This is a genomic window from Kaistella polysaccharea (assembly GCF_020410745.1).
Classification (GTDB): Bacteria; Bacteroidota; Bacteroidia; order Flavobacteriales; family Weeksellaceae; genus Kaistella; species Kaistella polysaccharea.
The window spans coordinates 1,381,994-1,394,879 of sequence record NZ_CP084528.1 but is presented as its reverse complement, the minus strand read 5'-3'; the positions used below and the strand labels follow the sequence as shown (position 1 = coordinate 1,394,879).

At 36.7% G+C, this 12,886-nt stretch carries 14 protein-coding genes; 13 read left to right on the top strand and 1 reads right to left on the bottom strand.

Translation table 11 applies throughout. The features are described from left to right. Nucleotides 1-22 precede the first annotated feature (22 nt). The 10 genes from LC814_RS06400 to LC814_RS06355 all read left to right on the top strand — a co-directional run bounded on the left by LC814_RS06400 (nucleotide 23) and on the right by LC814_RS06355 (nucleotide 7,960). Nucleotides 23-2,230 (top strand): M3 family metallopeptidase, encoded by a 2,208-nt coding sequence (locus LC814_RS06400; RefSeq protein WP_226063120.1) that lies wholly within the window; start codon nucleotides 23-25, stop codon nucleotides 2,228-2,230. Next, nucleotides 2,227-2,529: an immunoglobulin-like domain-containing protein gene (locus tag LC814_RS06395; protein ID WP_311135721.1), complete on the top strand. Its 303-nt coding sequence runs from the start codon at nucleotides 2,227-2,229 to the stop codon at nucleotides 2,527-2,529. The genes LC814_RS06400 and LC814_RS06395 overlap by 4 nt, the downstream gene beginning before the upstream one ends. A gap of 269 nt (nucleotides 2,530-2,798) precedes the next feature. Beyond that, entirely contained in the window at nucleotides 2,799-4,004 is a 1,206-nt protein-coding gene (locus tag LC814_RS06390; RefSeq protein WP_226063118.1) for a pyridoxal phosphate-dependent aminotransferase, read from the top strand. Nucleotides 4,005-4,202: 198 nt separating this feature from the next. Continuing rightward, nucleotides 4,203-4,721, top strand: a complete 519-nt coding sequence (locus LC814_RS06385) for a DUF2199 domain-containing protein (protein WP_226063117.1) — start codon at nucleotides 4,203-4,205, stop codon at nucleotides 4,719-4,721. After that, nucleotides 4,722-5,741 carry a UDP-N-acetylmuramate dehydrogenase gene (murB, locus tag LC814_RS06380; RefSeq protein WP_226063116.1) on the top strand — a complete coding sequence of 340 codons (1,020 nt, stop codon included), beginning with the start codon at nucleotides 4,722-4,724 and terminating at the stop codon, nucleotides 5,739-5,741. It begins immediately after the preceding gene. Between the two features lie 147 nt (nucleotides 5,742-5,888). Next, nucleotides 5,889-6,131 (top strand): 50S ribosomal protein L28, encoded by a 243-nt coding sequence (gene rpmB, locus LC814_RS06375; protein ID WP_226063115.1) that lies wholly within the window; start codon nucleotides 5,889-5,891, stop codon nucleotides 6,129-6,131. Nucleotides 6,132-6,134: 3 nt separating this feature from the next. Then, complete coding sequence (gene rpmG, locus LC814_RS06370; protein ID WP_193811744.1) at nucleotides 6,135-6,317, top strand: 50S ribosomal protein L33; 183 nt, start codon at nucleotides 6,135-6,137, stop codon at nucleotides 6,315-6,317. A 20-nt stretch (nucleotides 6,318-6,337) separates the two neighbouring features. Further along, on the top strand, nucleotides 6,338-6,493 hold the full coding sequence (locus LC814_RS06365; protein WP_226063114.1) for a DUF4295 domain-containing protein: 156 nt from the start codon (nucleotides 6,338-6,340) through the stop codon (nucleotides 6,491-6,493). Between the two features lie 118 nt (nucleotides 6,494-6,611). Further along, entirely contained in the window at nucleotides 6,612-7,565 is a 954-nt protein-coding gene (ftsY, locus tag LC814_RS06360) for a signal recognition particle-docking protein FtsY (RefSeq protein WP_226063113.1), read from the top strand. Nucleotides 7,566-7,705: 140 nt separating this feature from the next. After that, nucleotides 7,706-7,960 (top strand): GlsB/YeaQ/YmgE family stress response membrane protein, encoded by a 255-nt coding sequence (locus LC814_RS06355; RefSeq protein WP_226063112.1) that lies wholly within the window; start codon nucleotides 7,706-7,708, stop codon nucleotides 7,958-7,960. 62 nt (nucleotides 7,961-8,022) lie between these two features. Here LC814_RS06355 and sppA read toward each other — a convergent pair whose 3' ends face one another. Then, nucleotides 8,023-9,777 (bottom strand): signal peptide peptidase SppA, encoded by a 1,755-nt coding sequence (gene sppA / locus LC814_RS06350; RefSeq protein WP_226063111.1) that lies wholly within the window; start codon nucleotides 9,775-9,777, stop codon nucleotides 8,023-8,025. A gap of 23 nt (nucleotides 9,778-9,800) precedes the next feature. Here sppA and folK point away from each other — a divergent pair, with 23 nt between their 5' ends. From folK to LC814_RS06335, 3 genes are all read left to right on the top strand, one after another. Next, the gene (gene folK / locus LC814_RS06345; protein WP_226063110.1) at nucleotides 9,801-10,232 is read left to right on the top strand and encodes a 2-amino-4-hydroxy-6-hydroxymethyldihydropteridine diphosphokinase; all 432 of its coding nucleotides are present in this window, start codon (nucleotides 9,801-9,803) and stop codon (nucleotides 10,230-10,232) included. 145 nt (nucleotides 10,233-10,377) lie between these two features. Continuing rightward, the gene (locus LC814_RS06340) at nucleotides 10,378-11,319 is read left to right on the top strand and encodes an outer membrane beta-barrel protein (protein ID WP_226063109.1); all 942 of its coding nucleotides are present in this window, start codon (nucleotides 10,378-10,380) and stop codon (nucleotides 11,317-11,319) included. 82 nt (nucleotides 11,320-11,401) lie between these two features. After that, entirely contained in the window at nucleotides 11,402-12,835 is a 1,434-nt protein-coding gene (locus LC814_RS06335) for an OmpA family protein (RefSeq protein WP_226063108.1), read from the top strand. Nucleotides 12,836-12,886 lie beyond the last annotated feature (51 nt).

Below are 12,886 nucleotides of genomic sequence, written 5' to 3'. Positions count from 1 at the left end.
ATCCTATAATAACAATTTAAGAATGAAAAATATTACATCTGTTTTTTTAATATCTTCTCTGGCGTTAACATCCGCCTGTACTACTATGAAAACAACCGAAAACGCACCTACTGAAATTCCAGTTCCAGACGTGATGGCGAACAATCCATTTATGATGAAAAGCTCCCTGCAATATCAGGCACCGGAATTTGACAAGATTAGGGATGAACATTTTAAACCGGCATTTGATTATGGTATGAAAGTTCAAGTTTCTGAAATAGAAGCGATTGCCAATAATTCTGCAGCGCCAACTTTTGAAAATACCATCGTCGCCCTAGAAAATAGTGGCGAAGTTTTAAAAAGAGCACAGCTTGTTTTTTATAATCTTACCGGATCTAACACGAATCCTACTTTACAGAAGCTGGAAGAAGAATACGCACCCATTTTTTCAGCACTTAGCGATAAAATTTACCTGAATGATAAATTATATTCAAGAATTAAAGCGATTAAAACTGAAAGTTTAGGTTCCGAAGAAAAAAGAGTTTTAGAATTATATACGACGAACTTTGAAATCGCCGGCGCCAACTTATCTGACGAAAATAAAGCAAAGGTTAAGAAAATTAATGAAGAATTAGCCACGCTTTCTACTCAGTTTTCGAGTAAATTATTAGATGCAAGAAGAGATGGCGCTCTTTTAATTTCTGATGTTAAAGAACTTGATGGACTTTCTGTAGATGAAATTGCTGCTGCCGCTGCAGATGCAAAAGCTGCGGGAAAAACAGGTTATCTTTTGGCTTTGCAGAACACGACACAGCAACCATTGTTGCAGAATCTAAAAAACCGAGCAACGAGAGAAAAACTTTTCAAAGCTTCTTGGTATAGAGCTGAAAAAGGAGATGCGAACGACACCAGAAGCATCTTGGAAAGAGAGGCGAAACTTCGTATGGAAAAAGCACATTTGATGGGTAAAAAATCATTTGCAGAATGGAAGTTGCAGGATCAAATGGCTAAAACTCCAGAAAATGCAATGAATCTATTGGCGCGTTTAGCGACTCCAGCGGTGGAAACTGCAAAGAGAGAAAGTAATGAAATTCAGGCTTTAATCGACAAACAAAAAGGTGGCTTTACAGTTGAACCTTGGGATTGGAATTTTTATGCGGAACAAGTTCGAAAAGAAAAATACGATTTGGATGAAAATCAAATCAAACCTTATTTTGAAGTGAAAACTGTTCTAGAAAAAGGAGTTTTCTATGCCGCTGAAAAATTCTACGGTATTACTTTTAAAGAAAGAAACGACTTGCCAGTATATCATCCGGATGTTGTGGCGTATGAAGTTTTCGATCGTGATGGAAAATCTCTGGCGATTTATTATTTGGATTTCTATACCAGAAATAATAAAAATGGTGGGGCTTGGATGAGTAACTTTGTAGAGCAATCGCATTTATTAAATCAAAAACCGGTGATTGTTAATGTATTTAATTATCAAAAACCGGCAGAAGGAAAACCCTCATTAATTTCTTACGATGACGTAACCACAATGTTCCATGAATTTGGACATACTTTACACGGATTGTTCGCCGATCAGAAATATATCTCGATTTCTGGAACAAATGTTCCACGGGATTTTGTGGAATTCCCGTCGCAGATCAATGAGTTCTTCGCTTTGGAGCCTTCAGTATTGAAGAATTATGCCTTGCACTATCAAACAAAGCAGCCAATGCCACAATCTTTGGTTGATAAGATCAAAAAAGCCGGAACTTTTAACCAAGGATATTCGACGACCGAACTGGTTTCTGCAGCTACTATAGACATGAATTGGCATTCTGTAACTGATGAATCGCAATTTAAACCGACTTTAGAATTCGAAAAAGACGTGTTGGCTAAATATGGTTTTAACCTGAAAGAAGTTCCGCCAAGATATCATTCCCCTTATTTTGCTCACATCTGGGGCGGTGGTTATTCTGCAGGATATTACGCTTATATGTGGAGCGATATGTTGAATGCTGATGCTTGGGACTGGATTTCTACACATGGTGGAATGACTCGTGAAAATGGAGACCGTTTCCGTAAGTATATTTTATCCGTTGGAAATTCGATGGATTTGAACAAAGCCTTTAAAGAATTTACGGGGCGAGATGCAGATTTGAAACCGTTGTTGAAAAGCAAAGGATTTATCAGTCAGGTTAATGGAAATGTTGATTTAAAAATTGCTGATAGTAACATTAAGCTTAAGGATGTAAAAAAAAAATAAACCTACTGATTTCCAATAATACGGAGGACGTAATTATCACTGGTGATCCGTTCATTGTGGAAAAATGGAATGGGAAACAATGGATGAAGGAAAAAGCACAGGTCAATCGGATTTTTAATAGTATTGGATATATCATAAAACCTGGCGAAAATAAGATGCTAGAAGTCGATATTAGTGGTTATTATCCAAATTTGAAAAAAGGTAAATATAAAATTTCCAAATCGTATTTTTATCAGAACGATATTCCGATAACGAAGGATAAGGAACATTTGATTTATCAAGGATTTACAATAGAATAGAACAATGCGCAGATTATTTCTGCGCATTTTTTACTTAAATTTTACTTGGACTTATAAAAAGATTTCAGATTGAAAAATATTAGCGTCTTTGGCGTTTAAAAAAATTGGAGAAACATTTTGCATGAACTTCTAGCCCGGGTGCAGTGTAAATCCTTTTTCGTAGCGAAATCGAAGAAAAAGATTGAAACGGAGACCGGACTGATTTTTCAGAGAAGATTAAACCGTGTTGCTCAAAAAATATTCTTAATTTTGTTGAAAATTTTAAAATAATGCCAAAAATTTCTCAGAGAGCTCAAAATATGCCAGCTTCACCGGTTCGGAAATTGGTTCCTTACGCATTACTCGCGAAACAAAAAGGAATAAAAGTGTATCATTTAAATATCGGTCAGCCCGACATTGAGACGCCGCAATCTGCTTTGGATGCCGTGAAAAATAATGATTTGAAAATTTTTGAGTATGCGCTTTCCGAAGGGAATTTAGATTACAGAACGGCGTTAAAAAATTACTATCACACTTTAGGTTTTTCGGATTTAACGACGGAAAATTTTATTGTGACTAATGGGGGTTCTGAAGCGCTGAACTTTGCCATTTCTACTCTGTGCGATGATGGCGATGAAGTGATCATTCCAGAACCTTATTACGCGAATTATAATGGGTTTGCAAGCACTTTTAATGTAAATGTGGTGGCGGTATCTTCTACAATTGATACCGGATTTGCACTGCCACCGATAGAAGATTTCGAGAAAAAAATAACGCCAAAAACACGGGCAATTCTTATCTGTAACCCCGGAAATCCCACCGGTTATCTCTACACCCGAGAAGAGTTGCAGAAATTGGCAGATATCGCTCTGAGACACGATATTGTAATAATTTCTGATGAGGTTTACAGAGAATATGTATATGACGGTAAGCAGGCCGTTTCGATGCTAGATTTCCCAGAAATTGCCGATAATTGTATTATTATTGATTCTGAATCAAAACGTTATTCAATGTGCGGTGTACGAATTGGTTTCATGGTTACGCGGTCGAAAAAAATTCATGATGCAGCCATGCTTTTCGCTCAGGCAAGATTAAGTCCGGTATTGTTAGGTCAGATTGCAGCTGCGGCGGCTCATCAGGACGATGCGGATTATATTTTGACCGTTCGTTCAGAATATACCCACCGTAGAAATGTGTTGGTTGATTTGCTTAACGGAATTCCAGGTGTAATTTGTCCAAAACCAAAAGGAGCTTTTTATTGCGCAGTAGAACTTCCGGTTGATGATACTGATAAGTTTGCACAGTGGTTGTTAGAAAGTTACTCTCATAATAACGAAACCATTATGGTTGCGCCAATGAGTGGTTTTTACAGCAATCCTGAATTGGGTAAAAAACAGGTGCGAATTGCTTATGTTTTGAAAGAAGAGGATTTGAGAAGAAGTGTTGAATTGTTAAATGATGCGCTTCAGAAATATAAAATTGAATTTGGACTTTAATTAAATAGGAGCGGGTTTTTTAGCCCGCTTTTTATTTATTTTTAGTATTTTTTTTTAAGGTAAATGCGCAAAGGTTTTGCTTCAATGGTTACTAAAAATTACGATCGTAGAGGCGTTTCACTCAGCGAAGTTTACAACGAACTGAAGTTATAAGTACTTCCTTTTTTTATTTAATAGAATCTGTATAAATTTTTGAAAATGAACTCAGAAAATAAATGTGGTATTTGCGGTGAAATTCATCATTCTTATCCTGCGCTTACTTTTGCGTATCCCAATTCCTATTATTGGCTGACTGAAGAACAAAAAAATACGTACAAAATTCATATTGATGAAGATTTTTGCACCATTGAATATCCAGACCGAACTGATCGGTTTATTCGAGTTGTTTTAAAGCAGAAGGTTGCGAAATCCTCGCTATATCTGGAATACGGACTTTGGGTTTCTGTAAGTGAAGAGAATTACGACGACTATGTTGCCAACTTTAATAATACAAATCATGAAACCGTTTACTTTGGTTGGTTAAGCAATGCGCTGCCGGATTATCAATTTGAAAAAAGTATCGCCATGGATGTTAAAACTAAACCCGGGAATGAACGACCGGAAGTTTATCCTCAGTTGGATTTTAGCCACCCGTTTGTAGTTGATTTCTATCACGGAATTACGAAAGAGGAAGCAGAAAAGAGAATCCACAACATGATGTCAAATATTTCGCAATAAATGAATATCCAGGAAAATTTTTCATTAAAAAATCACAACACTTTTGGGGTTGATGTTTCGGCAAAATATTTTGCAGAAGTTAGTTCTTTGGAAGAATTAATAGAAACAATCAAATTTTCAAAAACTCACTCACTCGCCATTTTATTTCTTGGTGGCGGCAGTAATATTCTGTTTACTCAGGATTTCGAGGGTATCGTAATTCAGTTACATTTAAAAGGAATTGAAGAAGAATATCTAAATGAAAATGAAGTTTTAGTAACTTCAAAAGCGGGTGAAAACTGGCATGAATTTGTGCTATTCTGTTTGAATAAAAATTATGGTGGCTTAGAGAATTTATCTCTAATTCCCGGGAATGTAGGGACTTCACCAATGCAAAATATCGGTGCGTACGGAACTGAAATTAAAGACACTTTTGTAAATTGTAAAGTACTGAATTTAGAAACTTTGGAAGTCGAAAAATTTGATCATCAAAAATGCAATTTTGGCTACCGCGAATCTGTTTTTAAAAGAGAAGGAAAAGGGAAATATGTTATTTTAGAAGTAACCTTTAAATTAACCCGGAAAAATCATGTGATAAAAACGGATTATGGCGCAATTAAATCGGAATTACAGGATTTAGGAATTGAAAATCCGACGATTCAAGAGGTTTCGAAAGCGGTAATTAGCATTAGACAAAGCAAATTGCCGAATCCAAAAGTGATTGGCAATGCCGGGAGTTTTTTTAAAAATCCGTCAATTCCTACGGACCAGTTTTTAATCGTTCGTGAAAAACATCCCGAAATGCCGAACTATCCGCAGGGTGATTTGGTAAAAATTCCTGCAGGCTGGCTCATCGAGCAGTGTGGATGGAAAGGGAAGCAAATCGGAAACGTTGCTTCGCACGAGTTGCAAGCTTTGGTGATCGTGAACAAAACAGGTAAAGCAACAGGTAGAGAAATTTACGATTTTTCGGCCATGATCATTGATTCGGTATATCAAAAATTTGGAATCGCCCTGGAACGTGAAGTAAATATTAAATAAGAACATCTTGCAAAAGATTTGAGAATAAATGAAGGACTTGGTTCTGTGATTTTCTTCAAAATAAATCTGAATTATATTTGTCTAACTAAAAAATTCTTCGTTATTTTGCACTCTCAAATATTTATTCAGAAATAAGAACATCGAGATATGTCAAGAATTTGCCAAATAACCGGAAAGCGTGCCATGGTAGGAAACAATGTTTCTCACGCTAATAACAGAACGAAACGTCGTTTTGAAATTAACTTATTGGAAAAGAAATTTTACCTTCCAGAGCAAGAGAAATCTGTAACTTTAAAAGTTTCAGCTCACGGATTGAGAATTATCAACAGAATAGGGATTGAAGAAGCAATATTAAGAGGAACTAGAAGTGGTTTCATCAAAAAATCATAAATCATGGCAAAAAAAGGAAATAGAGTACAGGTGATTTTGGAGTGCACTGAGCACAAAGAAACCGGAGTAGCAGGAATGTCAAGATACATCACTACCAAAAATAAAAAGAACACGACTGAGAGATTAGAGTTGAAAAAATTCAACCCTGTTCTTAAGAAATATACGGTTCACAAAGAAATTAAATAATTTTTTTAAAGTTATAGAAAATGGCAAAGAAAGTAGTAGCAACGCTTCAAGGTGGTGCAGGTTCAAAAAAAATGACCAAAGTTGTGAAAATGGTAAGATCTCCTAAATCTGGAGCTTACATTTTTGATGAGAAAGTAATGAACGCTGACGAGGTTGAAGCTTATTTAAAAAAATAAGATTCGGCACAATCGCGAATATATAAGACTATCCTTTTTGGATAGTTTTTTTATTTTATCTTTGTTTGCTTTCGGCGACAGCGCTTATATTTAGTAATGTTAAATAGGAACTTTTGTAATGAGTTGGTATAAAAAAATTTTTAAAAAAGAGGAAAAGGAAACTTTAGATAAAGGCCTCGAAAAATCCAGTCAGGGGTTCTTCGATAAGATTTCGAAAGCGGTTGTCGGGAAATCTAAAGTCGATGACGAAGTTCTGGATGATTTGGAGGAAGTGCTTATTGCCTCTGATGTTGGCGCGTCGACCACCATTAAAATCATTGAAAGAATCGAGAACCGTGTTGCCCGTGATAAATTTGTGGGAACTGATGAACTTGATGTCATCTTGCGCGAAGAAATAACGAATCTGCTTCTTGATGGGCCACATGCCGGAAGCGGCACTATTGATGAAACTAAAAAACCTTATGTCATCATGGTTGTAGGTGTAAACGGCGTAGGAAAAACTACGACCATCGGTAAATTAGCGCACCTGTTTAAGAGTGAAGGTAAAAATGTGGTATTGGGTGCTGCCGACACCTTCCGCGCTGCTGCAGTAGATCAACTGGTGATCTGGAGCGAAAGAGTTGGTGTACCAATCGTAAAACAAAATATGGGAAGTGATCCCGCTTCTGTGGCTTTTGACACGGTACAAAGTGCTGTTGCGAATAATGCAGATGTGGTTATTATAGATACCGCCGGAAGGTTGCACAACAAAGTGAATCTAATGAATGAACTCACGAAAATTAAACGCGTGATGCAAAAAGTTCTACCCGACGCACCACATGAAATTCTCTTGGTGCTCGATGGATCTACCGGACAAAATGCTTTCGAACAGGCAAAACAGTTCACTGCGGCGACAGAAGTAAATGCTTTAGCAATTACTAAATTAGATGGAACTGCAAAAGGAGGTGTGGTGATTGGTATATCTGATCAGTTTCAAATACCGGTAAAATATATTGGTGTAGGTGAGAAAATGACTGATCTTCAGTTGTTCAATGGAGCAGAGTTTGTAGATTCTTTCTTTAAAAAAAGATAAAAAGTTTTATTTATTGGTTTTATTTAATTAATTTTATCTTATAGATCATTAAAAAATGCAGAAATGACTTTAATTTGGTCTTATGTTTGATAATAGAAGAGAAAGTGAATTATTAATAACTAACATTAAATTTTTAAACTATGGGAATTTTAACTTGGATCATTTTTGGTCTTATCGCAGGAGCAATCGCTAAACTTATTATGCCAGGAAACCAGAACATGGGTTGGCTTTTAACAATCATTTTAGGTATCGTAGGTGCATTCGTTGGAGGATGGATTGGTAGTATGCTAGGATGGGGAACTGTTGAGGAATTTGATATTAAAGGAATTCTTCTTGCAGTTGTCGGAGCTTTAGCAGTTCTGTGGATCTATGGAATGGCCACAAAACGTGGATAATTAATAGAAAATAAAAAAATCCCGCGCTGAATTTCAGTGCGGGATTTTTTTGGCTTTTATTCCTAATCAATTTTAATCTGGAACGGCGTCTGCATCATTACGCCTTGCTGAAATTTAGGATTGGTAATCTGCTCGAATAATTTATAATTATCAGCACCTATCTTATTTTTAATGAGTCTTGTAGAAATTTCGTTTTCATCAAGATTTTTAAATAACTGTTCAAATGCAGTTGTTTTCTTTGGATAAGTGGTAATGCCATAATCTTTAAGATTGGCTTTTTGGGCTGCAAATTTTACTGCATCCTGAAGACTTCCCAATTCATCAACCAGACCGATTTGTTTTGCCCGTGTTCCACTCCAAACTCTGCCGCCACCAATTTCATCAATTTGTTCAAAAGTTTTCTTTCGGTTTTCAATTACAAAATGTACAAATCTTTTATAGGTTTGCTCCACACTTTTTGTGAGCATGGCAACACCACCTGGCGTTACCCCATTAATCGCAGAGTACATATTTGAATTTGCGTTCGTAGTTACTGCATGTGAAGTAAGACCATTTTTATTAGCGATTTCCTTGAAATAAGGAATCATTCCGAACACACCAATCGATCCGGTAAGTGTATTGGGCTCTGAATAAATCTTATCTGCCGCCATGGCAATATAATATCCACCTGATGCCGCATAGTCTCCGAAGGAAACCACTAGAGGTTTTTTCTTTTTCAGTTGTTGTAATTCAAATAAAATTTCGTCGGATGCATTTGCACTTCCGCCTGGTGAGTTTACACGAAGTACCACCGCCTTTACTTTATCGTTGTCTGCCAGTTTTTTAATATCCTTCACAAAATTATCAGCGAAAATATCCTGATAACCTTCACCATTATAGATGGTGCCAGAAGCATATAGAATTGCGATGCGGTCGCTCTTGTCAGATTTTTCATCAAAAGATTTGATATACTTGCTGAAAGACACTTTAGAAAGTTTGTCTTTATCTTTAAGTTGTAACTTGGTTTTAATCATTTGGTCATACTCACTTTTCTGCATCAACCGGTCCGCGAGTTTATGTTGAATGGTAAGTTCTGGAATTGTACCATAAAGACTATCTACAACCGTACGGAACTGAGCAGTATCAATTTTTCTAGATGCCGCAATTTTAGTTGAGTTTACAGACCAAATGTCATTCAACAAAGTTGAAAGCTGTTCCTTATTTTCCGGTGACATATCATCTCTCATAAACGGTTCGACTGCCGATTTATACTTGCCATGTCGAATAATCTGTAAGCCGATTCCATATTTATCTGCGAAGCTTTTCATATATAAAACCTCCATCGATAAACCTTTTAAATCAATTCCACCTGCGGGATTGAGGATATATTGATCTGCAACCGACCCTAAATAGTATGCTGGCTGTGAAACTACATTCCCGTAAGCATAAACAAATTTGCCACTCTTCTTAAAATCCTGAATTGCAGCACGCAAATCATCTAACTGGGTAAATCCGGCACGTAATCCATCTGTTTCTATACTTATTCCTTTTATTTTATCATCAGCTTTCGCATTTTTAATGGCTTCAAGCATATCGTAAATCATTACATTCTTTTGCTTATCACTGAAAGCAAAGAAATCACCTTGGTCTTCCGCGGGACTGTCGATAATATTGGTTTTAAAATCGAGTGTGAGAATTGATTTCTCCTTAATAGTTGGTTTCTGATCACCGCTTAGCGCACTCGCTGCAATGATCATAATTAGCGTAATAGAAAAAACTGCGGCTATGATGATAACAGCAACTATATTTGCTAAAACATTTTTAAAAAAACTCTTCATTATTCTTTTTATATTTGTGCTATATGTCGCAACATGAAGCCACTTTGTTACTCGGAAGTAATCTTGGAAATGTACAAAGTAATATAAAAACAGCCATTCGCCTGATAGAAGCACAACTCGGCACAGTTATCGCTCGTACAGAAATGCTTATTACGGAGCCTGTAGAGTTTGATAGTAATAATTTTTTTTGTAATATTGCAATAGTAATAAAAACGCAATATTCTCCCGTACATCTATTAAAGTTAATTAAAATGCTTGAAAGGTCGATGGGAAGGGAATCGGACACATCAGTTTCAAAAGTCTACGAAGATAGAATGATTGATATTGATGTGGTATTTTTTGATAATATTAGCTTTTATTCGTCGGAATTAATAATTCCGCATGAAAAACATTTATACCAGCGTGATTTTTCAAGACTGCTGTTGGAAGAATTAAAAAACATTAAAAAACAATAATATGAAATTAAATTTATTATTAACATTAGCTTTTCCGATAGCTTTCTTTGCGCAGAGCACTTCTGTCGACGATACCATCGGGGATTATCCTAATGCATTTTCTTCTGGTTCTGCAGACGTACGTAACTTTGACAATTCTTCCCGCATGTTTCGTGACTGGTCAATATCAGTTGGTGGCGGTGGAGCTTTCTTACAAAATGCGGATGTAAACTCTTTCTACGACGGGAAAACCAATTTCGGCTATAATTTGTATGCGTCATTAGACAAGCAGATTACGCATGTTTTTGGTTTAGGGGTGCATTACCAAATGGGAGAAACTAATCAAAAGGCTTTATTGCCTGGCGCATTAGGTGTCGCAGCGGGTGTCGCAACAGCGTATACTAAATATCGCCAAGTCTCTCTGATGGGAGATATTAATTTTTCAAACTTAATGAGACGTGTAGACAATCACTCACCTTACAGATGGGCGCTACACGGTTATGCAGGTTTAGGTTTTCAAGGTTATGAGACTTTGTTACTTGATAATGATATGTCAAGATGGAGTACTAGTCCGCCAAGAATTCCAATTGAAATAAACCAAAAAATTGGTTTAGATACTTTCATGTTTCATTTAGGAACTGGGGTGAAATATAATGTTTCGCCATTAATTGATGTTGAAGCAAGAGCATTGTACACCATAACAGGTGATGATTCTTTTGATGGTGGTGGTTATGGCAAAACAGCAAGACCTCCTTATAATGCCATCAATCCAGGAACTTCAGACAATATGTTTACTGTAAATTTAGGTCTAACATTTAAGCTTGGTAAGCATGATACTCATTTATCATGGTACGATCCATTGCAGGACATTCACGGAAGAATCAAAGTTTTGGAGGATATGCCAACAGAATTGGTGGTTTGTGAAAAAGGTGATTTAGATAATGATGGTGTTTGCGATGATTGGGACAGACAGTTAGATACTCCTGCTGGTGCAAGGGTTGACGGAGCTGGTGTTGCTTTAGATCTTGACTTAGATGGTGTTATCGACCTTTATGATAAATGTGTAACTGTGCCGGGAACTGTAGAAACCAGCGGTTGCCCTAAATAATTTTAATATAGAGAACTACGGTTTTTAATTACGCTTAGTAAAAAATATTAGAAAACTTGTAATCTACAAATAATAACAAAATATGAAACTAAATTTAACAATTATTGCATTCGCGCTAGCTATACCAACGGCTACCTTTGCACAGGACACAATTGCTCCTATGACTGTGGGTTATCCAAATGCCTACACGTCGGGATCAGCAAATGTTTCCCCGTTTACGCAGGAATCGAAAAGATTTAATGACTGGGCAGTTTCTGCCGGAGCAGGTGTACCTTTGATGCAGTCTTCTGACCTTACTTCTATAAAAGGTTTTGGAGCTGGAAAAAATTTATACGGCTGGTCTGCATATTTAAGTGTTGATAAAGCAATCACTCATGCTTTCGGACTTAAACTACAATATGACAAAGGAGAAACCAGACAAGGTTTTGTAAATACAAAAGATCACGAAACTACCACACTTGGTGATGGTGCAAGAACTCAATATGATGCGCTTTCAGTTTTGGGAGATATTAACTTCTCTAATCTTTTGAGAAGAGTTGATAATCATTCACCATTCAGATGGGCGCTTCATGGTTATGCAGGTATTGGTACTTTAGCTTACAGAGCTTACAGACAAGATGCAGGTCCTGTTTATAACCAATCTCTGATTACTGAAAAAGAACCTTTTAAATTAAGCAGTTTATTCGGTCAGGCAGGTGCAGGTTTGAAATACCGTGCGACGAAATCTTTGGATATTGAAGCAAGAGGAATGTACCTTGTTTCAGGTGACGAAACTTTTGATGGTGCTCGATCAACAACTGTGAACGACAATCCATCGGACAATTTAATTAACTTGACATTAGGTGCGACCTTGAATTTAGGAAAACACGAATCTCATTTATTCTGGCATGATCCACTTCAGGAAATTTATTACAAGTTAGATGTATTGGCTGATAGAAACCAAGATGTTGAAGTTTGTAAAAAAGGTGATGCTGACAATGATGGAGTATGTGATGATTGGGACAGACAATTGGATACGCCTGCCGGAGCGAGAGTTGATGGTGCTGGTGTAGCCTTGGATGCAGATTTAGATGGTGTTATCGACTTGTACGACAAGTGTGTAACAGTACCAGGACCAGTTGAAAACGACGGTTGTCCTACAACATCTTCATCTACAGTTTCTGATGATACAAGAACATTAGAAGGTATTGAATTTGATTTGAATTCAGACAGAATTCTTCCTTCAAATACTCCAATTTTAAATAATGCAGTTAATTATATCAATTCTTCGGAAGGCGCTTATAACGTTGTAGGTGGAACTGATACAAGAGGTACCAATGAGTACAACCAGAGATTATCTGAAAGAAGAGCAAATAATGTGAAAAATTATTTGATTCAGAATGGGGTAAATTCAGGTAAAATTAACTCTATCGGAAAAGGAGAAACAGATTTGAAATATCCTGAATGTGAGCCGGCAACCAAATGTCCGGAATGGAAAAACAGAGCGAACAGAAGAGTATACTTCGAAGCTAAATAATTCCAAAACATTTTTAGACCATAATGAAAGCCACGTAAATCGTGGCTTTTT